Origin of the sequence: Nocardia sp. JW2, from assembly GCF_051843015.1 — a bacterium.
GTDB classification, from domain to species: domain Bacteria; phylum Actinomycetota; class Actinomycetes; order Mycobacteriales; family Mycobacteriaceae; genus Nocardia; species Nocardia coubleae.
The window spans coordinates 211484-235302 of the sequence record NZ_JBPXLK010000008.1 but is presented as its reverse complement, the minus strand read 5'-3'; the positions used below and the strand labels follow the sequence as shown (position 1 = coordinate 235302).

Sequence of the window (23819 nt, the reverse complement as noted above, 5' to 3'; positions counted from 1 at the left end):
TCCGGCTCAGGGTTTTCTCGCGACGACCAGGACGTTCTTCCCGAACAGTTTGCCGGTCACCGACTGCAGGGCCTTGCTGAGCGGGAAGACGACCCGGTCGTAGAGCTTGAGCGCGCGCACATTGATGCTGCCGTCGTCGTTGCCGAGCAGCTTGTAGGCCATGGTGGCGAAGAACCCGATCGGATCGCAGTAGCGCGAATCCACCACCTCGAGCCCGGCATTGCGCAGAATCCGGTTCAGCTGCGTGCGCCGGTAACGGCGGTAGTGCTCGACTTTCACGTCCATCGAGGAGAACAGCATCTCGAGCGCGGGCACGTAGATCACCATCGTGCCACCGGGCCGCAGCAGTGACGCCAGGTGTTCGGCGGCTTCCTGGTCGTTCTTGATGTGCTCGAATACGTTGAAAGAGTAGATGAGCCCGTATTTTTCGGCCTCGGGCGGCTCGGTGTCGCAGTCGACGACTTTGTAGCCCTTCGCCAGCAGCACTTTCTGCAGGTCGGGGTCCGGTTCAAGACACTCGGGGAAGATCTCGCGTTCGGCGAGCAGATCGGCGTAGGTGCCCTGTCCCGCGCCGAAATCGAGCACACGCAGATCCGTTGTGGTGACATGTTTTTCGACGCAGTCGAGGAGAAATTTGTTGTAGTTGATCGCTTCGGCCATCACCTCCAGGTTGTCGCACCCGGTGTAGGCGAAATTGCTGCTCGTCACGCTCGGTCCCCTCAATCCATCGAAATGTGTGAGTCCGTCCGTTCGAGCGGCCATGATGCCACGTCGGGGTCACAATGGTCGTCGAACACCCGTACCGAGCAGGGAGTGACCGTGTCCACCGTCTTCGTAGCATCGGGCGCGGGCGCGGCCCGTAGCCTCGTCGTCGCCCTCGGCGCGGCGATTGTGCTCGCCGTCGCGTTCGTGTTCGCGCCGCCCCTGGTGGCGGGGTGGCTGCCCGGTGCCGATTTCGCCGACGAGCACGCGCTGCGCGCGGGTTTCCGGTCCGCGTTCGTCACGTATTGGCAAGCGGGACAGGCCGAACTCACGCCCGAGCTGCAGGCGGCGGTGGACTACTGGTTCGGGTACCACGTCGTGAAGGCGGTGGTGGCGTTGCTGTGGTCGATCGTGCTCGTCGCGCTCGGGGTGATGCTGTGGCGGTACTCGTTGCGCACCCGGCAGCCGAACCGGACGATGTTCGCCGTGGCGGGGGTGATCACCACGCTGGTGCTCGCGGTCGCCGGGGTGGCGGTGCTTGCCAATATTCAAGGGGCCGTGACACCGTTCGCGTCCTTGCTGCCGATGGCGGTCGACGGTGCGGCCGACGCGTCGCTGGCCGGGGTACTGACCGAGGTGGGGCGAGGGCTCGACGACTACCCCGGTGGTCCGGCGGCACTGGAGGTGATGGTCGAGGACTTCGCGCGCTATCACGTCGCGATGGCCGCGCTCGCCGCGGCGGCGTCGGCCGGACTCCTCGGGCTCGGTGTCGTGCTGTGGCGGCGTCGCGCAGGCGCGGCCGGTCGCGTCCTCGGCGCCTATGCCCTGGCCGCGGTGGCCCTCGGCCTGCTGTTCGCGGTGGTCACGGTCGCCAACGTGACCACCGCGCTCGATCCGGCACCCGGGCTCGCCGCCCTGATGACGGGTGGCTGGTGATCAGCGAGCCTGCCAGTTCGGGCTGCGCTTCTCGACGAACGCCATCAGACCCTCGCGGACGTCCGCCGAGCGGGTGAGTTCGGCGATCTCGCGGTCGGAACGATCCCAGGCGTCGTCGTCGGGCAGGGCGCCGTCGACGATGCTGAGCGCCACCCGCTTACTCGCCTGCACCGCCAGCGGCGCGTTCGCCGCGATCCGCGTCGCCAGCTCCATCGCGGTATCGAGAACCCGGTCGGCGGGAACCACCCGGTTGACCAGTCCGAACTCCAACGCGCGTGCGGCGGTGATCGGCTCGCCGGTCAGGATCATCTCCATGGCGACCTTGCGCGGCAGCTGTTCGGGCAGCCGGAACGCCCCGCCCGCGGCGGCGAAGAGACCGCGTGCCACCTCGGGCAGCCCGAAGGTGGCGGTGGACGCGGCGACGGCCAGGTCGCTGGCCAGCACCAGCTCGGTGCCGCCACCGAGCGCGAGCCCGTTCACGGCCGCGATGGTCGGCTTGCTGATGGGGTGGCGCATGTAGCCACCGATACCCCAGTGTTCGTGTCCCGCAGCCAGAATCGACTCACCGCGTCCGAGTGCGCGCAGATCCGCACCGGCACAGAAGGCCCGGTCGCCCGCGCCGGTGAGGACGAAGGCCCGCACGGCCCGATCGTTGTCGGCCTGTTCCAGGGCCGCGCCGAGCTGGGCGCTGACCTCGCCGTCGATCGCGTTCATGGCCTCGGGCCGGTTGATGACGGCGACGAGCACATGCTCGTGCATCTCGACGAGAACGGCGCTCACGATCGACTCCTGCCTTCGTTGTCCCGCCCGGTCGTGGACGGAACCCGACCGACAAGTACCACGCCGCAAGTAGGCTCCGAAAAAAATTCGCGAAAGAATTTCCGGCGGGTGTCGATTCGCGCGGTGCCCGTTCGACCTACGGATGAACGCAGCGCCCACCAGGGGCACCGACCCGAAGGAGACACACCATGAAGTACATGCTGATCATGCGCGCCACCGACGAGGCCTTCGCCGAGTTCGAGAACGTGAGCTTCGACGAGATGCTCGACGCCATGGGCAAGTTCAACGACGAGCTCATCCGCGCCGGCGTGCTCGTCGCTGCGGAAGGGCTCGAGGACGCCGCCGAAGGTGTTGTCGTCGACTACTCGTCCGAACCACCGGTCGTCACCGATGGCCCCTACGGCGAGACCAAGGAACTGTTCGGCGGGTACTACATCCTCAACGTGGCATCGAAGGAAGAGGCCGTCGAGTGGGCCAAGCGGATGCCGATGACCGGTCCCGGCATCAAGACCGAGATCCGGCGGGTGCCCTCCATCGACGAATTCCCCAAGGACAACGTCTGGGTACAGAAGGAACGCGCCTGGCGCGAGTCCACCGGGCAGCTCTGAGGCGATGACGGAGCACACCGGACGTGCGGCGGTCGCCGCCGTATGGCGGATCGAGTCGGCGCGCATCGTCGGCGCGCTTGCCCGCTACACCGGCGACTTCGCGATGGCCGAGGACCTCGCCCAGGAGGCACTGGCCGAAGCCTTGGTGACGTGGCCGCGCGACGGTGTGCCCGCGCATCCGGCGGGGTGGTTGCTCACCACCGGACGACGGCGCGCGATCGACGCGTTCCGGCGTCGTGCCGCCCTGGACGAGCGCTACACCGTCCTCGCCGCCGGACTCGGCGAGGGCGGTGCGTTCACCGGCGGCGAGCCGGCCCCCGCCGGTGAACCGGTGTGGGATCCCGAGCAGATCGACGACGACGTCCTCGCGCTGATCTTCATCGCCTGCCATCCGGTGCTCTCGCGCGAGGCGCGGCTGGCGCTGACCCTGCGCGTGGTCGGCGGTCTGACCAGCGACGAGATCGCCGCGGCCTGCCTGGTGCCGACCGCGACCGTGCAGGCGCGGATCACCCGAGCCAAGAAGACCCTCGCCGCGGCACGGGTGCCGTTCGAGGTGCCGCCGCTCGCCGAACGCCGCGAGCGGCTCGGTTCGGTGCTCGGCGTGATCTATCTGATCTTCACCGAGGGATCGACGGCGAGCAGCGGTGGCGACCTGATCCGGTTCGACCTCGCCGGGGAAGCGCAGCGCCTGGCGCGGGTGCTCGCCCGGCTGATGCCCGGCGAACCCGAGGTCTACGGTCTGCTCGCCCTGCTCGAACTCACCGCCGCCCGGTTCCCGGCCCGCACCGGACCCGACGGCGAACCGGTCCTGCTCGAGCAGCAGGACCGGCGCCGCTGGGACCGGACCGCGATCCGGCGCGGCCGCGCCGCCCTGGCCAAGGCCGAACAGGCCGGGCGTGGGCTCGGCGCCTACGGGCTGCAGGCCGCGATCGCCGAGTGTCACGCCGTCGCCCCGTCGGTCGAGCAGACGAACTGGGAGCGCATCGTGCTGCTGTACGAGGCGCTCGGCAGGCTCGCGCCCTCACCGGTGGTCGAGCTGAACCGGGCCGTTGCGGTGTCGATGGCGGCCGGAGCGGCCGCGGGTCTCGCCGTCGTCGACGAGCTGGCGGCCGGGGGAGCGTTGTCGTCGTCGCATCTGCTGCCGAGCGTGCGTGGGGAACTGCTGATCCGCCTCGGCCGCGTCGAGGAGGCGCGCGACGAGCTCACCGAGGCGATCCGGCGCTGCCGCAACGACCGCGAGAAGGCCGTGCTCGCGGGCAAACTCCAGGCACTCTGACCACAACGACACACAAGCGTAAAGTTTTGTCCGCGTACCGATCGGGTAGTCCGGAATGGCGACGACGAGAGGTTTGTGGATGTCTCAGGAATCGAAATCGGTGTTGCACCGGGCAATCGGTGCATCGGCGATCGGAAATGCGGTCGAATGGTTCGACTACGGCGTCTACGCCTACCTCGCCACCTATATCGCGGCATCGCTTTTCCCCGGTGACGGAACCGGATCCAGCGTTATCTATACGCTGCTCGGTTTCGCGGTCTCCTTTCTGATCCGCCCGATCGGCGGCATGATCTGGGGTCCGCTCGGTGACCGCATCGGCCGCAAACGCGTGCTCGCGATGACCATCATGCTGATGGCCGGTTCCACCCTCGCCGTCGGTCTGATCCCGAGTTACGAGGTCATCGGCATCGCCGCGCCGATCCTGCTGTACGCGCTGCGCATGGTGCAGGGCCTGTCCGCCGGTGGTGAATACGGTGGCGCCGCGACGTTCATGGCCGAATACGCGCCCGACCGTAAACGCGGTTTCTACGGCAGTTTCCTCGAAGTCGGCACACTCGCCGGTTTCACGCTCGGCAATCTGACGGCGCTGCTGCTGGTGAATGTGCTCGACGCCACGAGCATGGAATCGTGGGGTTGGCGTATTCCGTTCCTGATCGCCGCACCGCTCGGCTTGATCGGTATGTATCTGCGCAGCCGGGTCGAGGACACCCCGGTATTCCGCGAAATCGAGGCGAAGGACGAAACCGAGGAAACGGTCGGGGTCTATCGCGATCTGTTGACCAAATACCTGCGCCCGGTGCTGACGCTTTTCGGTCTGGTCATCGCCCTGAACGTGGTGAATTACTCGCTGCTGAGCTACACACCGACCTATCTCGGCAACACCATCGGGATGGCAGAATCCGACGCACTGCTCGTGCCGCTGATCGGCCAGATCGTGATGCTGCTGACCCTGCCGTTCCTCGGTGCGCTCTCGGACCGGATCGGTCGCAGGCCGATGTGGTTGTTCTCCTGCGCGGCGCTGATGATCACGGTGATCCCGGTGTACATCCTGATCGGCACCTCGCTCACCGGTGCCATCGTCGGCTTCGCCATCCTCGGCCTGCTCTACGCGCCGCAGCTGGCCACCATTTCGGCGACCTTCCCGGCCATGTTCCCCACCATCGTGCGGTTCGCGGGTGTGGCGATCGGCTACAACGTGGCCACCTCGATCTTCGGTGGCACCGCGCCGGTGATCAACCAGTCGCTCATCGAGCTGACCGGCGACAACCTGTTCCCGGCCTACTACATGTTCGGCGCGTGTCTGGTCGGCCTGATCGCAGCCTACTTCCTCATCGAGACCAAGGGCATGTCGCTGCGTGGCACCCAGGTGCCCGGCACGCCGGAGGCCCTCGAGGAACAGCGCGAGCTCGGCGAGCCGGTGGAACTCGCCGAGGGGCTCGATCCCGCTGTCCCGGTGAAGTAGGTCCTCAGGACCGGAACACCGCGAGTGCCTCGTCGCCGAGGTGCGGCCCGCTCACCTCGATGGCCACATTCGAACTGGCGACCACGTCGGCGCAGCTCAAGGTGAAGCTGGGTCCCGGCCCGAGGATCGGCCCGAACTCCGAGGCCGCCGCCGCGAACACGATGCGCCCGACCTGGGCCCACACCATCGCGGCGGCGCACATCGGGCACGGCTCACCGCTGGCGTACACGGTGGCGCCACGCAGCGCCTCGGCCTTGCCGGTGGCGGAGGCGACGGTGATCGCGACCAGTTCGGCATGGGTGGTGACATCACCGGTGGTGGCGACGGCGTTCGCGGATTCGGCGAGCACCGTACCGTCGCGGTCGACGGTGACGGCACCGAACGGCCGGTCACCGAGCACCGCCGCCTGGGCAGCGAGGTCGATGGCCCGGCGCAGGTAGGCGATGTCGGTGTCGGTGAGTGTGGTCATGCGCTGAGCTCCACTTCCGTGCCGCGGCCCTGGGCGCGGGCCTTGTCGATGAGCAGGCGGGCGGTGACGAGATCTTGCAGGCCGATACCGACCGAGTTGAACAGGGTGATGTCGCGTGGGCCGGCCCGGCCGGCCGCCCGGCGGAGAATCACCTGGCCCAGTTCGGTGCTCACCTCGGCTTCGGTGATCGCGCCGTCGGCGATGGCCAGCAGCGTGTCGCCCGACTTGGTGAGCGTTGTCGAAACCGAGTCTACGATCACGCGCGCCCGGCGCATGGCAGCCCCGTCGACCTCGCGGTGATCGGCGCGTGGCGGGGCGCCGACCGCGTTCACGTGCAGCCCCTCGCCGAACCAGGCACCGCGCACGATCGGCTCCCGTGCGGGGGTGAGGGTGCACAGCACATCGGCGGCCCGTGTCACCGACTCCGGTGACGGCATCGCCCGCACCTCCAGCCCGAGGTCGGCGATCGCAGCGCGGAACCGCTCGACGGTGGCGGGGGACCGCGACCAGACCAGCACGGTCTCGATGTCGCGTACCCGGGCGACGGCGCGGGTGTGCTCGATCGCCAGCGCACCGGCTCCGATGAACCCCAGTGTGGAACTGTCCTGCCTGGCAAGATATTTGGTCGCCACCGCGCTGGCGGCGGCTGTTCGCACGGCGGTGACGAGCCGTCCGTCGACGAGCGCCTCACAGCCGCCGTCGAGCGCGGAGGTCACCAGGATCACCGAGCGCTGTACCGGCAGTCCGCGTTCCCGGTTGGCGGGGAGGTCGGCGAGCAGTTTCACGGCGGCGGCCCCGGCGGATTCGGCGGCGGCGACCATCGGAACGAAGGCGGTGTCGCCGACACCGACCGCGGGCGGCGCGGGGACCACCGCCGTGCCGAGCGCGAGGTCGGCGTGCGCGCGTTCGACGGCGGCGAGCACCTCCGCGCGATCGATCAGGGCGGCCACATCGGAATGCGACAGGATCAGAGTCATCGGTGGCTCCTCGGAAGCGGTGGGTCAGGAGGTTCGGGCGAAGGCGACGGTCAGGTCGCGCGGTGCACGGCTGTTGCCGACCAGACCGCTCACGGCGACGATCGCGATCAGATACGGCAGCATCACCAGCAGCGCGAACGGCACGTCGACACCGAGCGCGGGCAACGCGAACTGCAGCGCCTGGGCGATGCCGAAGAACACCGACGCCCAGATGACGCCGAGCGCTCGCCAGCGGCCCGCGATCACCGCGACCACGGCCAGATACCCGATGCCGCCGGTCATGTTGTCGCTGAACGAGTGCACCTCCGACAGCGCCAGCTGCGCGCCGCCGAGGCCCGCGGCGAACGCGGCGAGCAGCACGCAGCCGTAGCGGACGGCGCGCACGGGCAGGCCGGTGCGATCGGCGGCCACGGCGTCCTCGCCGATCGCGTCGATCATCAGGCCCATTTTGGTGCGGCGGGAGAACACGAACGCCGACCCCGCGACGAGGGCCATGCACAGGTATCCGAGTACGGTCTGCCCGAACAGTGCCGGACCGATGACCGGAATATTGTGCAGCACAGGGATTCTCAGCGCCTCGAAGCCCACAACGCTGTGCCCTTTGCCGTCGGCGAGCAGCAGGCGTGCGCCGTAGGTGGTCGCGCCGAGAGCGAGCGCGTTGCTCGCGATGCCGACGACGATCTGGTCGGCGCGCAGTCCGATACTCCAGACGGCCTGTAACGCACCGAATATCAGGGCGGCCAGCACCGCGGTGGCCGTGCCGAGCACCGGCGACCCGGTGGCGACCGCACCGAGTACGCCCGCGAACGCGCCGGTGAGCATCATCGCCTCGAGGCTCAGGTTGAGCACGCCCGCGCGCTCGCTGACCAGCTCACCGCTCGCCGCGACGAGGATGGGCAGGGTGAAGCCGATGCCGCTGGTGGCGATGTCGGTGACCGTGTCGAGGCTCATCGGCTCGCTCCTGCCGCGTCGATGTTGTTCGTGTCGTGAACTGGTTGTGACGCAGCGGTTGTGCGCGTTCGGGAGGTCCAGATGGCAGCGCCCGCGATGAAGACGATCATCAGGGACTCCACGACCGCGATGGTCGAGGCGGGCACGTTCGCGGCCAGCTGCAGGTTGATCCCGCCGGAGACGAGGAAGCCGAGCAGGAGCGACACCGCGACGACGGCGCTCAGCGAGCCACGTGCCAGCAGCCCGACGACCAGCCCGGAGAACCCGTACCCGGAGGAGAATCCCTCGGCGAGGACGAACGGCGCCGTCGCCACCAGCAGGCCGCCCGCGACGCCCGCGAACGCACCCGCCGCCGAGAGGCTGAGGAAACGCAGTCGGCCCACCGGCAAACCCAGCCTCGCCGCCGCGTCGGGATTGAGCCCGACCGCACGCAAGCGCGTACCGAGTGCCGTGTGGCGCACCAGGATCGCGGTGCCGAACGCGGCGACCACGGCGATCCACAGGGCAATGGTCGCGGGGGAGCGTTCGATACCGAGCAGGGGCAGATGCGCGGCGTCGGCGAGCTGCTCGGACTGCGGCAACGTCTCCGAGGAGGTCACCGGCTGACGCAGCAGCGTTGGCTCGTGCACGACGAGCAGCACCAGCGCCAGGCCGACGAAGTTGAGCAGCAGCGTGGTGATGATCTCGCTGGTGCCGCGCGCGACCCGCAGATACGCCGCGATCGCGGCCCACAGCCAGCCCGCGGCCGCCGCCCCGAGCAACACCGTGGGCACCGTGATCGCGGCGGGCGTGCCGGTGAGGGTGGTGCCGATCGCGGTGGCGGCGATCCCGCCGGCGCAGATCTGGCCCTCCCCACCGACATTGACCAGCCCGGCGCGGTGGGCGATGGTGAACCCCACGGCCACCAGCATCAGCGTGGCCGCGACATTGAGCGAGGCGCCCACGGCGTAGTCGCTGCCGAACATGCCCTCCCACAGCGCTGTCATCGTGGCGCCGGGGGCGGCGCCCGCGACGGCGGCCAGGATCAGCCCGATCACTCCGGCGGCCAGCATGGCCGCGACAGCGACGACGAGGGGGTGGTGCCCCGCGGAGAGCTTGCCGAGGCCGCGCGGAACGCCCCGCGCCGCCGGTCGAGATGGGGTCTCGGTCGCTGTGGTCCGACCAGGTGCGCTCATGCCGCGACTCCCATCATCAATTCGCTGATCTGTTGTGCAGCAACAGGATCGGTGGTTTCGACGGGCCCGGCCAGTTCCCCGCGATAGGCGACGAAGATCCGGTCGCACAGGGCGAGCAGTTCGGGTACCTCGCTCGATACCACCAGCACGCCGCAGCCACGCGCGGCCGCGTGCCGCAGCTGCGTCAGCACGAAATCGACTGCGCCGATGTCCAATCCGCGCGTCGGCTGGGCAGCGACCAGGCAGCGCAGGTTCGCCGCCGACAGTTCGCGCGCCAGCACGACCTTCTGCTGATTGCCGCCCGACAGCGATCCCATCGGCACCCACGGACCGGCCGCGCGTACATCGAAGCGATCGAGTTCGGCTTGCGCGGCGCGACCCATGGCCTGTTTGTCGAGGAGGCCGAAGCGGCGGAACCGGCCGAGGCTGCCGAGGAAGAGATTCTCGGCCAGGGTCATGTCGGCGACCATGCCGTCGCGGTGGCGATCTTCGGGGACGACGCCGAGACCGAGCGATGTTCGGGTGGCGGGGTTCGCTGTGGTGATGTCGGCGCCGGCGAGCGCGACAGTGCCCGCCCGCACCGGGGTGCCACCGGCCAGCACCGCGACGAGCTCGCTCTGCCCGTTGCCCTCGACGCCCGCGATCCCGACGATCTCGCCCGGCCGCACGGCCAGGCTCGCTTCGTCGAGCGCGATACTGCCGTCGGCTCGGTGGACGGTCACCCCGTCGACGGTGAGAACCGCTGCGGGCTGGTTCGATCCGTGCGTTATGACGGTTTCGCCGCGGCGTCGATCGGTGGTCCTGTGCTCGCCCGCAGCCGGGCTCGTGGTGGGGTCGGTGGCGACCGGGGTGGCTGAACCGGGTGCGGTGAGGACCTGGGCCGGCTCGCCCGGATCCAAGCCGATCGTCGCCGCCACGGTCGGGTCGAGATCGGTGACCTCGCGGCCGACCATCGCGGTGAGTAACTCGGAAATTGTGGTCTCGGGCAGCGGACCGCCGCCGGCGACCGTGCCGCGGCGCAGCACCGTCGCGGCGTCGGCGACTCTGGCCACCTCGCCCAGCTTGTGTGTCACAAGGACCACGGCCTTGCCGTCGGCGGCGATGGCACGGCAGGTGTCGATCAACGCGTCGATCTCGGCCGGATCGAGCACTCCCGTCGGTTCGTCGAGCAGGATCAGCGCCGGATCGCGCAGCAGGGCCTTGACGATCTCGACCTTCTGCCGGGCGCCCACCGGCATCGTCGCGACCTGCTGGTCGAGATCGATGCGCAGCCGATAGCGGTGGGCGATCTCGTCGAGACGGCTGGTCAGATCCGCACGGCGCAACCGCAGCCCGTGTTGGGTGAGCAGCAGATTCTCCGCGACGGTCATGGTGGTCACCAGGCTGAAGTGCTGGTGCACCATGGCGACGCCAGCCCGCATCGCGGCGGCGGGCGAGTCGGGGCGGAAGGGCTTGCCGCCCAGTTCGATCCGTCCGGCATCGGGTGGGTAGCCGCCGAAGACGAGATTGCACAGCGTCGACTTGCCCGCGCCGTTCTCGCCGAGAACGCAGTGGACGGTGCCGGATTCGACGGTGACGTCCACGTCGTGCAATGCCCGGACCGCGCCGAAGCTCTTTCCGACCCCGTGCAGGGTCAATGCGGGAGTGTCCATCGCCATCAGTACGGCTTCACCGCGCCGGTGGACAGGGCCGTCTTCGCCTTGGCGAGCGCGTCGGCGACCGCGGTGTCCTTGTCGCACAACACGAAATCGGTGCCGTCGTTGGGCGAGGTGAGCCCGAAGCGCACGTTCTCCGCTTTCCACGTGTTGTCGAGCGCCGCCTTCACCGCGTATTCGACCTCGGCGCCGATATCGGTGTGCACGTAGCCCAGATACACGGGATCGGTGCAGTCACCGGGGATCGGACCGCCGACCAGGGTGGCGCCGGACTGGGCCGCCGCCTGCTCCAGGCCCGCCTTGCCCAGGTTCACGATCTGACCGAGCGTGCCCGCGCCCGCGCCGTAGTCGGCCAGCGCTGCCTGCTTGGCCTTGGCCGGGTCGTTGAAATCGCCGACGTACTGCGGAGTCAGCACCCTGGCGTCCGGCTTCGCGAACCGTGCGCCGTTGCCGAAAGCGTTGGCGGCGTTGACGATCGCGGGCAGTTCGACGCCGCCGACGAAGGCCACCGCGCCGGTCTCGGATCCGGCCGCGGCCACCGCGCCACTGAGGAACTCGGCCTCGGCCTGCTGCGGGTCGTAGTAGGCCAGGTTGGCCATCGGCTTCGCGTCGGCGGGCCCACCGATCTCCACGAACTTCACACTCGGGAACTGCGGGGCCACCTTGCGCACATCGGCATCGGTCTGGCCGCCGAGCGCGATGACCAGATCGTTGGTCGAGGCGAAACGGACGAGCGCCTGCTGATAGTCGGCCGCCGCCACCTGCTCGACCTTGCTCAATTCGACCTTGTCGCCGAGGGCTTCGGCGACGCGCTGGTAGCCCAGATACCCCGACTGCATGAAGCCGGTGTCGGAGAGCGAACCGGGGAAGAACACGCCGACCTTCAGCTTGCCGCCCGCCGCGGCGGTGTCGGCGGAACCGCAGGCCGACAACAGGGCAGCGGCGGCGAGGGCGGCCGAGCCGAAGGCGATCGCGCGCCGGGTGGAGTTGTGCACGAGGTACTCCTTGATCGAACGAACCGCCCACTTAGCGGTATACCGTTAAGTGTCAGCGTGCGGTCCGCGAATGACGGCCGGATTACCGAAAAGTAAGAATCGGTCGCACGGTGCGCGCGGGGCTACCGTGGAGTCGGAAGCGGGGCGGAAGGATGGTGTGGTGGCGGGACCGGTCAAGAAGTCGCTGCGAGATCAGGCATACGAGGAACTGCGGGATCGGATCATCGATCTGCGGTTGAGTCCCGGGCAGCGGTTGGTGGAACGCGATCTCGCCACCGAACTCGACATCTCCCGCATTCCGCTGCGCGAAGCGCTGCACCTGCTCGAACGCGAAGGGCTGGTCGTGATCGTGCCCCGGCAGGGCGCGATCGTTGCCCCGTTCACGGTCGCCGATGTGCGCGACCTGTTCGACGTGCGCGAGAGCCTCGAGGTGCTGGCCGCCCGGCTGGCCGCCGAACGCGCCGAATCCGCCGACCTCACCGCGCTGCGCGCCCAGCTCACCGCCGCCCGACGGGCCACCGAACGCGGCGAGCAGGCCGCCATCGCGGCCGCCAACGCCGGATTCCACGCGATCATCGTGGAGATCTCCGGCAACCCGCTGCTGCAATCGCTGTTGCGGCCCTTGGAGTCTCGCGTGCGCTGGCTGTTCCACCTCACCAAGGAACGCGACCCGGGCACCCAATGCGACGAACACGAGGCGCTCTACGCCGCGATCGCGGCAGGCGACCCGCAGGCCGCGGCCGACATCGCCTACCGCCATGTCGCCTCCGGGCGCGAACCCAGCCTGGCTCTTGCCGAGCAGTGGGCGACGCCCGTCATCGACCCGGTCAGTGCCACCCGCACGCGTCAGCGCACCACGAACCGCGACAGATCGGCGTGATCAGCCGCCGCCCGCCGGAGCTCGGCCGGCGGCGGCCGCATGGTGGAGGGCACTGCGTGCCGCGCGCACGGCCGGATGGTCGCCGGTGCCGTTTCGGTAGGCGAGACGGGTGCGGCGGCGAATCGGCAACGCGGTGAGGGCGAGCCGTTCCGGCGGTGCGTACAACGCCAGGCCTGGGATGATCGCGGCGCCCGCGCCGGCGGCCACCAGGGCGAGCACCGTGTCGAAGTCGTCGGCGTGATGACGCACGCGCGGTGTGAAACCCGTTGCCTGACAGGCGCGAATGGTCATCGTGTGGCACAGCGTGCCGGGGGTGCCCGCGATCCAGGGTGAGTCGCGGTTGGCGCGCAACGGATCGTCGGCGGGCGCCGGATCGCGGGTGGCGAGAAAGACCGTTTCGGTGTGCAGCGGTTCGGTGTGCAACGCCCGGTCGGTGTCGGCGGGCACCAGGTCGTAGTCGTGGGTGAGCGCGATATCGAGGGTGCCTGCCCGCAGGGCGTCTGGTACGTCGGCCGGATCGATCTCGGTGACGGTGAGTTCCAGGCGCGGGTGTTCGGTGCTCAGGGTGACCAGGGCGGGGGAGAGCAGGGTACGCGCGGCGGTGGGGAACGCCCCGATGCGCAATGTGCCGACCAATGCGGTTCGCACACCGGCCAATTCGGCGTCCGCGCGTTCGAGGGCGGCGAGCACGGTCTCGGTGTGGCCGACCAGCAGATGGGCGGCGGGGGTGAGCGTCACGCGGCGGCCCGATCGCTCGAGCAGTGCCACGCCCGCGTCCTTCTCGAGCGCGCTGAGCTGCTGGGACACCGCCGACGGCGTGTAGCTGAGGGCCTCGGCGACCGCCGCGATGGTCCCGCGGTGGGCGAGTTCGCGCAGCAGGCGGAGTTTGCGGACATCGAGCATCAGTTCAGCTTACGTTCTACCTCATGAACGTGAACTGGACCTTACGGTCGCGGGGTTCGACGATGGAGTCATGACATCGCTGCACGGCCTGTTCGTCCCCCTGGTCACACCCTTCACCGCCGACGGCGCCCTCGCTCCCGACGCACTCCGCGCGCACGCCCACGCGGTCCTCGACGCGGGCGCCACCGGGCTCGTCGCGCTCGGCACGACCGCCGAACCGACTGCCTTGACGCCCGACGAACGCGCAGAGGTGCTCGATATCTGCGCCACGGTATGTGCCGAACGGGACGCGCCGCTGATCGTGTGCGCGGGCGGCAACGCCACCACCGAGGCCGCCGCCGCGGTGGCAGCCGTGCCGCCGTCGGCGGCCGCGGTGCTGTCGGTGGTGCCCTACTACGTCCGGCCGAGCGAGGAGGGTGTGATCGCGCACTTCACCGCACTCGCGGCCGCGAGCCCGGCGCCGATCCTCGTCTACGACGTGCCGTACCGGACCGCGCGCACGCTCGGCGTCGCCACCCTGATCCGGCTCACCACCATCGCGAATATCGCCGGCTTCAAGCACTCTGTCGGTGGCATCACCGATGCCACCGTGGAACTGATGGCGACCGTCGGGGACCGGACCACCGTGCTGGCGGGCGACGACCGTTTCGCCTCGCCGCTGCTGGCACTCGGCGCCGACGGCGCGATCCTCGCCGCGGCCAATGTCGCGCCCGCCGGGTACGCCGAACTCGTGCGAGCCTGGGGGACAGGTGATCTCGCTCGCGGCCGCGCGGTGGGTAACCGTCTCGACGCCCTCGGTGCCGCCCTGTTCGCCGAACCGAACCCCACGGTCGTCAAGGGCGTACTCGCCGCACGGGGCGAAATCCCCAGCGCGGCGGTGCGTCTGCCGTTGCTGCCCGCCTCGGCCGAATCGGTCGCGGCGGCGCTGTCGGCGGCCGGAACTCAGCCGTAGAGTTCCACGAACTTCGCCAGCGACCGTTCGAAATCGCCGCGCAGCGCCTTGGCCACGGTCGAGCCGATCGGGCCGAACAGCGGCGCGCCGCCGAGTTCGACGGTCAGGTCGACCGCCGAACCGTCGCCCTTGGGTTGTACGGCAAGATCGATGCCGAACTTGGTGCCGCCGATGCCCGCGCCGGTCAACTTCAGCTTGTGCGGCGGCTGGGCGGTGCGCACCGTCCAGGTGACCTTGTTGCGAAACCCCTTCACCCGCGCGACACCGACCAGCACGGTGCCCTCGGTGAGTTCTTCGGGGACGGTGCCGCGCCAGGCCTCGTGGATCGCCAGCCAGTCGCCGAGGTGCTCCAGGTCGGAGGCGTGGTCCCACGCTTTGTCAGGGGCGAGGGGGACGTCGATGGTGAGCTTCAGTTTGGCCACGGCGGGATAGTATCCGGTACTCCCGGTTCCGCGACCACCGCATCCGGACCATCGTGTGTTTCGACAACCCCGTGCCTGCGGATATTGGGTAATATCAGCGGCAATTCCCATGCCTGACAGCAGGTTCCATCTCGAATCGGTCACAGTGCTGCTACTGTGTGCGGGTCGCTGGAAGCGGGGACTGTCTATCGGGTATCCGGGATGGTTCCCTCGAGGGCGGCTGCCCGGGTGGAACGACGACGAAAGATCAGATGAACTCCGGAATCGCGGTGCTGTCGCTCATCATCGGAGCCCTGGTGGTCCTCGCGGCCATCGCTGTGGCTGTGCTCGCCATGCACAACGAGCGCAAACAACGCGCGCGCGCCGACACCGCCAAGCGGGAGCGTGAACTGTGTGAGGCGGCGGTACATCACCTCGCCCAGATCACCCTGCCCGCCATCACCGACGCCGTACGGCGACACGACATTCCGTCGGTCGCGGTGGAACTGCCCGCCGAACTGCGCGACGCGCCCATCGGCGAGTCGCTGCAGGCGATCGCGACCGGCCACGCCGACGACCTGCGCGTCGTCGCCGAGGAGACACGGGCGATGGTCGAGCGCTACGGCGAGCAACGCCGCGTCGCCGAGATCCAGGCCGCCCGCGAGGAGACCCGCGCCGAACTGCAGGCGTCGTCCCGCGCGGCGACCAGTGCCGCGGTGCGCTCGTTCGGCACCTCGGTGGTGAGCCTCGGCACCGACCTCGGCCAGGTGGTGAGTACCGCGCTGCGCGAGCACCGCGACGACGCCGTCTACGAGACGCTCACCCGCATCGACCACACCGTCCAGCAGATGATCCGGCAGGCGCAGTCCTACGTGATCGTCTCCGGTGGCCTGCCCGGCAGGCGCTGGCCGCAGCAGTCGCTCACCGACGTCGCGGGCGGCGCCACCGGGCGCGTGCGTGAGTTCCTGCGGGTCCATTCGGCCCAATCGGAACGCATCGTCATCAGCCGCGCCGTCGAGCCGCTCGTGCACACCCTGGCCACCCTGCTCGACAACGCGCTGCGGTACTCGCCGCCGTCCTCGTTCGTCGAGGTCGGCTTCCAGGAAGGCCATCACGGCGTCACGATCATCGTCGACGACGCGGGCATGCGGATGAGCCCGGAGCAGCTCGAGGACGCGCGTCTGGTGCTCAGCGGTGAGCGCTCGGTCGACATCCACGACCTCGGGCCTGCGCCCAAGGTCGGTTTCCCCGGTATCGCCGCACTCGCACGCCGCTACGGCTTCTCCGTGCATGTCGACGGTCCCAATATCTACGGTGGCATGCGCGCGATGGTCTATGTGCCGTCGGCGCTGCTGGTGAGCGGAGAGGCGCCGAGAATCCCCGAACCCGAACTGGCCGCGCCCGCGCACATCCCGGTGCCCGTGCCCGACCCTGTCGAGACCGACGGCCCACGCGCGGCCGTGCACGAAATCACCAGCGGTGGGCTGCCCAAACGGCGCCGCCGCCCGGTCGCCCCGGATTCGGCGGGGGTGACCACGGAAGTGGGGCAGGCTCGCCCCGACCTCGCCGCTGCCTGGCACAGCGGTTCCCGCAGCGGTCGTGCCGCTGCGGCCGAGCGATCCACGGAAGGAACAGCCGATGAGCACACCGGTAGCCGATAGCACCAACCGTTTGGCATGGCTGCTCGAGGATCTCGAGATCCCCGGCGTCCGCTTCGCCGTGCTGCTATCCGACGACGGCCTTCGCATCGCGCACTCCCACGGCGTCGCCAAGGACGACGCCGAACGGTTCGCGGCGGCCGCTTCCGGTCTACGTTCGCTCGGTAAGGCCCTAGGCGAGTTCTGCGGGTCACCGGCGAACACGGTGCGCCAGAACATGACCGAATACGACGAGGGCATGATCATGATCACCGCCGCCGGTGTCGGCGCGCTGCTCGGTGTCGCGACCACCGCCGATGTCGACGTGGCGCTGGTGGCGCACCGGATGAACGAACTGGCCGCGCGGGTCGGCCACGAGATCGGTGCGGCGCCACGGCACGGTGTCAGGTAATGAGCCGAGGCAGGCGTGACCCCGACCTGGTCAGGTCCTATGTGCGCACCGGCGGCCGGACAAGGGCCGCGCACGAACTCGATCTGGTGACCCTCGTCCGCGCCGTCGCCGACCCGCGCGCCGATCACCGACCCGACGAGCGCCGGGTACTCGCGCTCACCAGCCGCCGTGGCGCGCTGTCGATCGCCGAACTCTCGGCGTATCTCGACCTGCCCGCCTCGGTGGTGAAGATCATCGTGTCCGACCTGCTCGACAGCGGACACCTACACTGCCCCACCCCGGCCGAGGTGAAGCCGGAGCTGGCGTTGATCAAGGAGGTGCTCCATGGTCTCCGTGTCCTCGCAGGCTGAGGTCGACTACGTCGCCGAAACGGTGACCAGATCGGTGAAGATCCTGGTCGCGGGCAATTTCGGCGTCGGCAAGACGACGTTCGTGTGCGGCGTGTCCGAGATCCGGCCGCTGCGCACCGAGGAGACGATCACCGAGGCGAGTATCGGTGTCGACGATCTGGCCGGGCTCGGCAGCAAGGTGCAGACCACCGTCGCCCTCGACTTCGGCAGGCTCACCCTCAATCCGCAACTGGCGCTCTACCTCTTCGGTACGCCGGGTCAGGAGCGGTTCGCGCCGCTGTGGGAGGAGCTGGCGCGCGGTGCGCTCGGCGCCCTCGTCCTGGTCGACACCCGGCGCATCGAGAAGGCCGACGACGTGCTCTCGGCCCTCGAACAACGCGGCGTCCCCTACGCGGTGGCGGTCAACGAGTTCGAGGGTTTCCGCCGCTACCCCCTCGACGAGGTGCGTGAGGCGCTCGACCTCACGCCCGACACCCCGGTGATCGCGGTCGACGCGCGACGCCGCGATCACGGTCTGCGTGCGCTGATCACGTTGGCCGAGTACCTATTTCAGAGGCAGGAAGCGGCAGTTCGGTGACCTTGCAAGACCTCGCGGCCGATATCCGGGTGCCGATGTATTCGCCCGAATTCGCGGCCGACCCGCAAGCTGCCTATCGGCAGATGCGGGAACGGTTCGGATCCCTTGTCCCCGTTGAACTCTCACCGGGAATCCGGGCCACCCTGGTAATCGGCTATCACACCGCGGTACGGATCCTCAACGATCCCGACCACTTCCCGGCCGACCCGCGCATGTGGGAACGCAACATCCCCAAGGACTGCCCGGTACTGCCGATGCTGCAGTTCCGTCCCGCGGCCCTGCGCACCACCGGTGCCGAGCACGCCCGCTACCGGCAGGCCAATGTGGCCGGTCTGGCCGGGGTCGACCTGTACGCGATGCACAGCACGGTCGAGCAGTTCGCCATCCCGCTCATCAACAACTTCTGTGCCAGCGGCTCGGCGGACCTGTTGAGCCAGTACGCGTTTCCCCTGGTGTTCCAGGCGCTGAATTCGATGCTCGGCTGCACGCCCGAGATCGGTCAGCAGGTGGCCACCGGGATGTCGCAGATCTTCGAGGGCGGCACCGACGCCGAGGCGGGCAACAACCTGGTGGCCAACGCCCTGGCCGACCTGGTCGGGCTGCGCAAACGCGAGCCGGGCGACGACGTGGCGACCCGGCTGCTGCAACACCCGGCGGCGCTCACCGACGAGGAACTGGTGCACCAGCTGCTGGTGCTCTACGGCGCGGGCATCGAGCCCATGCTCAATCTGGTGGTCAACACGCTGCGCCTGATGCTCACCGACGACCGCTTCGCCGGCGATGTGCTCGGCGGCAGTATGTCGACCCGCGACGCCCTCGACGAGGTGTTGTTCACCGACCCGCCGCTGGCCAACTTCTGCATGACCTACCCCCGGCAGCCGACCCTCATCGAGGACACGTGGCTGCCCGCGCACGAACCGGTCGTCATCAGCATGGCGGCCTGCAACAACGATCCGGCGATCGCGGGCCTGGACGTGATCCACAATCGCGCCCACCTGTCGTGGAGCACCGGCCCGCACGGTTGCCCCGCGAAATCGGTCGCGTACCTGATCGTGCAGGACGCCATCGATCAGCTGCTCGACGCCCTGCCGGAGATCCGGCTCGCCGTACCCCCCGAAGAGCTGGTCTGGCGCCCCGGCCCGTTCCATCGGTCCCTGGCCGCGCTGCCGGTCGTCTTCCCGAGTACGCCGCCCCTGCCGATGCCCTGATCGGGTTGTCCCCGGAATTTCGGGGAGTCGCTCGAGATTCGCTCATACCGCCCACCACCGGAACTGCTCGGTGGTGGGCGGTTGTCGTCTGCTCCCGAGCAAACCGTCGACGATGTCCGGCAAACAGCATCAGTTCTCTCAACTGTGCAATTAGCCGAGATATTGCCACGGGTTCGTACCGGTTGGTTCTGCTGACGGAATTCGCTGAATTCGCAGAATGGTCCTTTGTGTGGAAATACCGGCGGGTAAGCGAATTCTTCGCCGACGCGCCTGTTGACCGATGTTCTTCTTGCGCCTACTGTCCCAGTCAGTTCGAATCGAACTGTTCTTTATCGTCGCTCGAAATGGTCCACGGATGGCACGCCGGCCCCTGCCGTCCATTTCCGTGTGTGTTTCAAGGGAGTATTGATAGTGAGAAGTCGAATTGTCGTGGTCGCCGGCGCGCTCGCCTTGGTGCCCGTCGCTACTCTGTTCACCCCGCCCTCGGTGGCGAGTGCGCACGGCTGGGTCGCCGGCCCGGCCAGCAGGCAGGAACAATGTGCGCGCGGCCTCGTCGCCTGCGGTGCGGTGAAATACGAGCCGCAGAGTGTCGAGGGTCCGAAAGGGCTCACCAATTGCAGCGCGAACAAATATCCGGAACTCGACGACGACAGCCTCGGCTGGATTCCACAGCGGGTTTCCGGCAGTGCCACATTCACCTGGAAGAACACTGCCAATCATCGCACCGCCGACTGGGAGTACTTTATCGGGAATACCCGGGTCGCCGTGATCGACGGGCGAAACGAGCAGCCCCCGATGGAGGTCACCCACACCATCGACCTGTCGCAGTACTCCGGTCGGCAGAAATTGCGCGCGGTCTGGAACATCGGAGACACCGCGGCCGCCTTCTACAGCTGTGTCGACCTCGAGATCGGCGGTGGCGCCCCACCGGCAACGACCACGAAGCCGCCGGCGCCGACCACCACCCCACCCGCGCCGCCGACCACCACGAAACCGCCGGTGACCACCACGAATCCACCGGCCACCAGCACCGCGCCGCCGACGACCTCGCAGCCCGGTGGGGGACACGAACACCCCACGACGACAGCACCGGCGGCATCGACGTGGCGTCAGGGCGCCACCTACGCCGTCGGCGACAGGGTCACCTACCAGGGCGTCACTTACACCTGCCGCCAGGCCCATACCGTCCACGACCCCAACTGGACCCCGCCGAACACCCCGGCGCTCTGGTCGCGGGGGTAGCTGGCCGAATGCGAGCGATTCGGGTGTTTCTCCCACCATCGGTGTGCGGATGGGGCCAGGATTGGGAAAACCTCGCCGGCCTCGCGTTCGGCCGGCCTCGCAGCACAAGGACGTGAGATATGAGTGTCAGGATTTGCGGTGTGGCCGTCGCGGCCGTCGGAACGGCCGTCGCGACAGTGATGTTCGGTGCGCCGACGGCTTCGGCCGGGGTGTCACAACTGACGGTGAACCCCAGCCTGAGCGTGGGAAGTTCGACGAACTACGGCACCGGGTGCACGCACTACCTCGAGGCTCGGCTCAGTGTCGGCATCGTTCCTGTCGCGTTCTACGACAACGGCACGCTGCTCGCGGTCGTGAACCCCACCGACGGCATCGCCACCATACCGTGGGTGCCGTCGAGTACGGGGGCTCATACCCTGGCCGCCGTCCAGGACGGTGTCGGTCGCGCCGTCGACGTGAGCGTCGGCCGTGGGTACCGCTTCGGCGAGTCCTGCGTGGTCACCGGCGGCTGACTCGCTGAGACGACGGTGGCCCGGTCCTTCCGCGGACCGGGCCACCGTCGTTCGACTCACTTCGAGTCGACCAGCTTCTTGTCGGAGCCCTTCTTCTTGGAGCTCTTCTTCGGCGCCTCGCCGTTGCCCGCGGACGGGTTGTCGGGCATGGTCGCGGTGACCACCAGATCGTCGCCCGAGGTGTCGACGTGCACCGTGCCGCCGGGCTCCAGCCCGCCGTCGAGCAGCAGCCGCGACACCCGGTTGTCGAGTTCGCGCTGCACCGTACGACGCAACGGCCGGGCACCGAACTCGGGCTGGAACCCCTTCTCGCCCAACCAGTCCACCGCCGGCTGACTGATGTCGAGTTCGACGTCCTGGGCCGCGAGCATGCGCCGTGTGCGGTCGAGGATGAGCCCGACGATCTCCTCGAGCTGCGACTTGTCGAGCCGGTGGAACACGATCTGCTCGTCGATCCGGTTGAGGAACTCCGGCCGGAAGTGCGACCGCAACTTCTCCTCGAGCTGGGGGACGATCGAATCCAGATCACCGGCGGGTGCGTCGAGAATCAGCTGCGAACCGATGTTGGAGGTCATGATGACGATGGTGTTCTTGAAATCCACCGTGCGGCCCTTGGAATCGGTGACGTGCCCGTCGTCGAGCAGCTGCAGCAGCACGTTGAACACATCGGGGTGCGCCTTCTCGACCTCGTCGAACAGGATCACCGAGTACGGCTGACGGCGCACCTTGTCGGTGAGCTGGGCGGCATCGTCGTACCCGACATATCCGGGCGGGGCGCCGACGAGCCGCGAGACCGTGTGCTTCTCCTGGAACTCGCTCATGTCGAAGCGGATCAGCCGGTCCTCGTCGCCGAACACCGCCTCGGCCAGCGCCTTGGCCAGCTCGGTCTTGCCGACACCGGTCGGGCCGAGGAACAGGAACGACCCGATGGGCCGGTTCGGGTCCTTGAGCCCGGCACGCGCCCGGCGCACCGCCTCGGCGACCGCGACGATCGCCTCGTTCTGCCCGATCACCCGCTTGTGCAGCACGTTCTCCAGCTCGAGCAGGCGCTGCTTCTCCTCGGCGGTGAGGTCGGCCACCGGAATGCCGGTGCGCCGCGAGATGACCTCGGCGATGTCGACCACCTGCACCTCCGGTTCCGCGGAGGTGGCACCGGATTCCTCCAGTTCCTCCTCGGCGGCGGCGATCTCGGCCTTGAGTGCCTTGGCCTTCTCGTAGTCCTCGTTGTCGACCGCCGCGTCCTTCTCCCGGTACAGCCGGGCGATCTCGTCTTCCTTGGCCTTGACCTCCGGGTCGGCGGTGCCCGAACGCAACCGCACCCGAGCGCCGGCCTGGTCGACGAGGTCGATCGCCTTGTCGGGCATGAACCGGTCGGTGATGTAGCGATCCGACAGTTGCGCCGCCGCGACCAGCGACTCGTCGGAGTAGCGCACCTGGTGGTGTTCCTCGTACACGTCGGCGAGCCCGCGCAGGATCTCGATCGTGTCGGCCACCGAGGGCTCGGCGACCATCACCGGCTGGAAGCGGCGCTCGAGCGCGGCGTCCTTCTCGATGTACTTGCGGTACTCGTCGATCGTCGTCGCACCGACGACGTGCAGGTCACCGCGCGCGAGGGCGGGCTTGAGCAGGTTGCCCGCGTCCATCGAACCCTCGCCGCCACCACCGGCGCCGACGATGGTGTGCAGCTCGTCGATGAACACCACGAGTTCGTCCTTGTGGGCGCGGACCTCGTCGAGGATCTTGGTGAGCCGTTCCTCGAACTCACCGCGATACTTGCTGCCCGCCACCAGGGAGCCGACGTCCAGGGCGATTACCCGGCGGTCCGCGAGCGAGGTCGGCACGTCGCCGTTGACGATGCGCTGGGCCAGACCCTCCACGATCGCGGTCTTGCCGACACCGGGGTCACCGATCAGGACGGGGTTGTTCTTGCGTCGCCGGGACAGGATCTCGATGGATTCCTCGATCTCCTCCGCCCGCCCGACCACCGGGTCGATCAGGCCCTCGCGGGCCTCGGCGGTGAGATCGCGACCGTATTCGTCCAGCGTCGGGGTGTCGGTCTTGCGCTGCTGGCGTTTGGCCTGCGCGGCCGCCGTGGCCGGTGTCGGGCCACCACCGCTCTGGCTGGCCGCCAGACCCGCGACCAGTGTCTGGGCCGCGATACTGTCGGACAGCGAGGCGATGCCGAGCAGGATGTGTTCGGGGCCGATGTAGGTGCTGCCGGACTGCGCCGCCTGGCGCTGGGCGGCGCGCATGGCCAGCTTGGTGGCCGGGCTGAGGGTGATGTCGGCCAGGTCGTACCCGCTCGCCGCACCGGTGTCGAGATAGTCCTGCATCTGCTCGGCGACCTGGTCGGCATCGAGGCTCAGTTCATCGATCATGTCGCGCGCGGGTTCGGTCTCGGCGGCGGCGTAGAGCAGGTGTTCGGGCGTGATCTCCGGGTTGCCCCATTGATGGGCAGCCTGCCGCGCCGCACCGACCAGCAACTTCGCGTCGTCGGTCATCAGACGGCTCAGGTCGATGCGTTGCACCGGCGGTTTCGCCGACATCCCGGAACCGAAAAAGCGCTGGAAGATGTCGTCGAAGGGATCGCTCGAACCGGGCCAGCTCGCTGTCATGTCCGCACCTCTTCGTTCGTCGTGCCGCAGCCAGCGGCGACTCCTGTAGATCGGGACCGTGCTGCCAGCAATACTTCGGCATCCTCCGGTGCTGTGCAAGCCATTGGGCAGTTTCACATCCGCGTCGTCGAGCCGATGGCGGAC

The 23819-nt window shown here is 68.7% G+C and carries 24 protein-coding genes; 13 read left to right on the top strand and 11 right to left on the bottom strand.

Translation table 11 applies throughout. From position 1 onward, the window contains the following. Window positions 1-6 precede the first annotated feature (6 nt). A complete protein-coding gene (locus tag ACSVDM_RS14570) occupies window positions 7-708 on the bottom strand; it encodes a class I SAM-dependent methyltransferase (RefSeq protein WP_439265455.1) in 702 nt (233 codons plus the stop codon). A 111-nt stretch (window positions 709-819) separates the two neighbouring features. Here ACSVDM_RS14570 and ACSVDM_RS14565 point away from each other — a divergent pair, with 111 nt between their 5' ends. Beyond that, window positions 820-1638: a hypothetical protein gene (locus tag ACSVDM_RS14565; RefSeq protein WP_439265453.1), complete on the top strand. Its 819-nt coding sequence runs from the start codon at window positions 820-822 to the stop codon at window positions 1636-1638. On the opposite strand, the gene ACSVDM_RS14560 is transcribed toward ACSVDM_RS14565, so the two are convergent. Beyond that, window positions 1639-2421, bottom strand: a complete 783-nt coding sequence (locus tag ACSVDM_RS14560; protein WP_439265517.1) for a crotonase/enoyl-CoA hydratase family protein — start codon at window positions 2419-2421, stop codon at window positions 1639-1641. Between the two features lie 185 nt (window positions 2422-2606). On the opposite strand from ACSVDM_RS14560, the gene ACSVDM_RS14555 reads away from it, so the two are divergent. The 3 genes from ACSVDM_RS14555 (at window position 2607) to ACSVDM_RS14545 (ending at window position 5764) form a co-directional block, all read left to right on the top strand. After that, window positions 2607-3026 (top strand): YciI family protein, encoded by a 420-nt coding sequence (locus tag ACSVDM_RS14555; RefSeq protein WP_439265451.1) that lies wholly within the window; start codon window positions 2607-2609, stop codon window positions 3024-3026. A gap of 4 nt (window positions 3027-3030) precedes the next feature. Then, window positions 3031-4302, top strand: a complete 1272-nt coding sequence (locus tag ACSVDM_RS14550; protein ID WP_439265449.1) for an RNA polymerase sigma factor — start codon at window positions 3031-3033, stop codon at window positions 4300-4302. A gap of 79 nt (window positions 4303-4381) precedes the next feature. Further along, the gene (locus tag ACSVDM_RS14545; RefSeq protein ID WP_439265447.1) at window positions 4382-5764 is read left to right on the top strand and encodes an MFS transporter; all 1383 of its coding nucleotides are present in this window, start codon (window positions 4382-4384) and stop codon (window positions 5762-5764) included. A gap of 4 nt (window positions 5765-5768) precedes the next feature. Here the strand turns inward: ACSVDM_RS14545 and ACSVDM_RS14540 are convergent, their stop codons facing one another. From ACSVDM_RS14540 to ACSVDM_RS14515, 6 genes are all read right to left on the bottom strand, one after another. Beyond that, window positions 5769-6233 (bottom strand): nucleoside deaminase, encoded by a 465-nt coding sequence (locus ACSVDM_RS14540; protein ID WP_439265445.1) that lies wholly within the window; start codon window positions 6231-6233, stop codon window positions 5769-5771. Further along, complete coding sequence (locus tag ACSVDM_RS14535; RefSeq protein ID WP_439265443.1) at window positions 6230-7210, bottom strand: ornithine cyclodeaminase family protein; 981 nt, start codon at window positions 7208-7210, stop codon at window positions 6230-6232. The genes ACSVDM_RS14540 and ACSVDM_RS14535 overlap by 4 nt, the downstream gene beginning before the upstream one ends. Window positions 7211-7234: 24 nt before the next feature. Then, entirely contained in the window at window positions 7235-8161 is a 927-nt protein-coding gene (locus ACSVDM_RS14530) for an ABC transporter permease (RefSeq protein ID WP_439265442.1), read from the bottom strand. Further along, on the bottom strand, window positions 8158-9213 hold the full coding sequence (locus tag ACSVDM_RS14525) for an ABC transporter permease (RefSeq protein ID WP_439265515.1): 1056 nt from the start codon (window positions 9211-9213) through the stop codon (window positions 8158-8160). Before ACSVDM_RS14525 ends, ACSVDM_RS14530 begins: the two co-directional genes overlap by 4 nt. A 119-nt stretch (window positions 9214-9332) precedes the next feature. Beyond that, window positions 9333-10994, bottom strand: coding sequence for an ABC transporter ATP-binding protein (locus tag ACSVDM_RS14520; protein WP_439265440.1), 1662 nt, complete (start codon window positions 10992-10994; stop codon window positions 9333-9335). Beyond that, window positions 10994-11986, bottom strand: coding sequence for a BMP family protein (locus tag ACSVDM_RS14515; RefSeq protein ID WP_439265438.1), 993 nt, complete (start codon window positions 11984-11986; stop codon window positions 10994-10996). Before ACSVDM_RS14515 ends, ACSVDM_RS14520 begins: the two co-directional genes overlap by 1 nt. Window positions 11987-12146: 160 nt before the next feature. On the opposite strand from ACSVDM_RS14515, the gene ACSVDM_RS14510 reads away from it, so the two are divergent. Further along, on the top strand, window positions 12147-12866 hold the full coding sequence (locus tag ACSVDM_RS14510; RefSeq protein ID WP_439265436.1) for a GntR family transcriptional regulator: 720 nt from the start codon (window positions 12147-12149) through the stop codon (window positions 12864-12866). Here ACSVDM_RS14510 and ACSVDM_RS14505 read toward each other — a convergent pair whose 3' ends face one another. Further along, on the bottom strand, window positions 12867-13769 hold the full coding sequence (locus ACSVDM_RS14505; RefSeq protein ID WP_439265434.1) for a LysR family transcriptional regulator: 903 nt from the start codon (window positions 13767-13769) through the stop codon (window positions 12867-12869). A 70-nt stretch (window positions 13770-13839) separates the two neighbouring features. Here ACSVDM_RS14505 and ACSVDM_RS14500 point away from each other — a divergent pair, with 70 nt between their 5' ends. Then, window positions 13840-14721: a dihydrodipicolinate synthase family protein gene (locus ACSVDM_RS14500; RefSeq protein ID WP_439265432.1), complete on the top strand. Its 882-nt coding sequence runs from the start codon at window positions 13840-13842 to the stop codon at window positions 14719-14721. Here the strand turns inward: ACSVDM_RS14500 and ACSVDM_RS14495 are convergent. Then, a complete protein-coding gene (locus tag ACSVDM_RS14495; RefSeq protein WP_067488812.1) occupies window positions 14712-15143 on the bottom strand; it encodes a type II toxin-antitoxin system Rv0910 family toxin in 432 nt (143 codons plus the stop codon). The two genes, ACSVDM_RS14500 and ACSVDM_RS14495, sit on opposite strands and share 10 nt — an antisense overlap. 251 nt (window positions 15144-15394) lie before the next feature. Between ACSVDM_RS14495 and ACSVDM_RS14490 the strand changes: the two genes are divergently transcribed. From ACSVDM_RS14490 to ACSVDM_RS14460, 7 genes are all read left to right on the top strand, one after another. Further along, a complete protein-coding gene (locus tag ACSVDM_RS14490) occupies window positions 15395-16783 on the top strand; it encodes a sensor histidine kinase (RefSeq protein ID WP_439265430.1) in 1389 nt (462 codons plus the stop codon). Continuing rightward, entirely contained in the window at window positions 16761-17171 is a 411-nt protein-coding gene (locus ACSVDM_RS14485; RefSeq protein ID WP_067488807.1) for a roadblock/LC7 domain-containing protein, read from the top strand. Before ACSVDM_RS14490 ends, ACSVDM_RS14485 begins: the two co-directional genes overlap by 23 nt. Continuing rightward, window positions 17171-17521, top strand: a complete 351-nt coding sequence (locus ACSVDM_RS14480; protein ID WP_067488806.1) for a DUF742 domain-containing protein — start codon at window positions 17171-17173, stop codon at window positions 17519-17521. The genes ACSVDM_RS14485 and ACSVDM_RS14480 overlap by 1 nt, the downstream gene beginning before the upstream one ends. Continuing rightward, the gene (locus tag ACSVDM_RS14475; protein WP_174550318.1) at window positions 17496-18098 is read left to right on the top strand and encodes a GTP-binding protein; all 603 of its coding nucleotides are present in this window, start codon (window positions 17496-17498) and stop codon (window positions 18096-18098) included. The genes ACSVDM_RS14480 and ACSVDM_RS14475 overlap by 26 nt, the downstream gene beginning before the upstream one ends. A gap of 35 nt (window positions 18099-18133) precedes the next feature. After that, complete coding sequence (locus ACSVDM_RS14470; protein WP_439265513.1) at window positions 18134-19306, top strand: cytochrome P450; 1173 nt, start codon at window positions 18134-18136, stop codon at window positions 19304-19306. A 411-nt stretch (window positions 19307-19717) separates the two neighbouring features. Further along, window positions 19718-20548, top strand: coding sequence for a carbohydrate-binding protein (locus ACSVDM_RS14465; RefSeq protein ID WP_439265428.1), 831 nt, complete (start codon window positions 19718-19720; stop codon window positions 20546-20548). 119 nt (window positions 20549-20667) lie between these two features. Further along, window positions 20668-21060: a hypothetical protein gene (locus ACSVDM_RS14460; protein WP_439265427.1), complete on the top strand. Its 393-nt coding sequence runs from the start codon at window positions 20668-20670 to the stop codon at window positions 21058-21060. A gap of 56 nt (window positions 21061-21116) precedes the next feature. Here ACSVDM_RS14460 and ACSVDM_RS14455 read toward each other — a convergent pair whose 3' ends face one another. Continuing rightward, window positions 21117-23675 (bottom strand): ATP-dependent Clp protease ATP-binding subunit, encoded by a 2559-nt coding sequence (locus tag ACSVDM_RS14455; RefSeq protein ID WP_439265425.1) that lies wholly within the window; start codon window positions 23673-23675, stop codon window positions 21117-21119. Window positions 23676-23819 lie beyond the last annotated feature (144 nt).

Bases quoted from the DNA above. Each gene is read 5' to 3' on its own strand.
- ACSVDM_RS14555 (WP_439265451.1), top strand. From the start codon at position 2,607: ATGAAGTACATGCTGATCATGCGCGCCACCGACGAGGCCTTCGCCGAG.
- ACSVDM_RS14550 (WP_439265449.1), top strand. From the start codon at position 3,031: ATGACGGAGCACACCGGACGTGCGGCGGTCGCCGCCGTATGGCGGATC.
- ACSVDM_RS14545 (WP_439265447.1), top strand. From the start codon at position 4,382: ATGTCTCAGGAATCGAAATCGGTGTTGCACCGGGCAATCGGTGCATCG.
- ACSVDM_RS14540 (WP_439265445.1), bottom strand. From the start codon at position 6,233: ATGACCACACTCACCGACACCGACATCGCCTACCTGCGCCGGGCCATC.
- ACSVDM_RS14535 (WP_439265443.1), bottom strand. From the start codon at position 7,210: ATGACTCTGATCCTGTCGCATTCCGATGTGGCCGCCCTGATCGATCGC.
- ACSVDM_RS14530 (WP_439265442.1), bottom strand. From the start codon at position 8,161: ATGAGCCTCGACACGGTCACCGACATCGCCACCAGCGGCATCGGCTTC.
- ACSVDM_RS14525 (WP_439265515.1), bottom strand. From the start codon at position 9,213: ATGCTGGCCGCCGGAGTGATCGGGCTGATCCTGGCCGCCGTCGCGGGC.
- ACSVDM_RS14520 (WP_439265440.1), bottom strand. From the start codon at position 10,994: ATGGCGATGGACACTCCCGCATTGACCCTGCACGGGGTCGGAAAGAGC.
- ACSVDM_RS14505 (WP_439265434.1), bottom strand. From the start codon at position 13,769: ATGCTCGATGTCCGCAAACTCCGCCTGCTGCGCGAACTCGCCCACCGC.
- ACSVDM_RS14500 (WP_439265432.1), top strand. From the start codon at position 13,840: ATGACATCGCTGCACGGCCTGTTCGTCCCCCTGGTCACACCCTTCACC.
- ACSVDM_RS14490 (WP_439265430.1), top strand. From the start codon at position 15,395: ATGAACTCCGGAATCGCGGTGCTGTCGCTCATCATCGGAGCCCTGGTG.
- ACSVDM_RS14485 (WP_067488807.1), top strand. From the start codon at position 16,761: ATGAGCACACCGGTAGCCGATAGCACCAACCGTTTGGCATGGCTGCTC.
- ACSVDM_RS14480 (WP_067488806.1), top strand. From the start codon at position 17,171: ATGAGCCGAGGCAGGCGTGACCCCGACCTGGTCAGGTCCTATGTGCGC.
- ACSVDM_RS14475 (WP_174550318.1), top strand. From the start codon at position 17,496: ATGGTCTCCGTGTCCTCGCAGGCTGAGGTCGACTACGTCGCCGAAACG.
- ACSVDM_RS14470 (WP_439265513.1), top strand. From the start codon at position 18,134: ATGTATTCGCCCGAATTCGCGGCCGACCCGCAAGCTGCCTATCGGCAG.
- ACSVDM_RS14460 (WP_439265427.1), top strand. From the start codon at position 20,668: ATGAGTGTCAGGATTTGCGGTGTGGCCGTCGCGGCCGTCGGAACGGCC.
- ACSVDM_RS14455 (WP_439265425.1), bottom strand. From the start codon at position 23,675: ATGACAGCGAGCTGGCCCGGTTCGAGCGATCCCTTCGACGACATCTTC.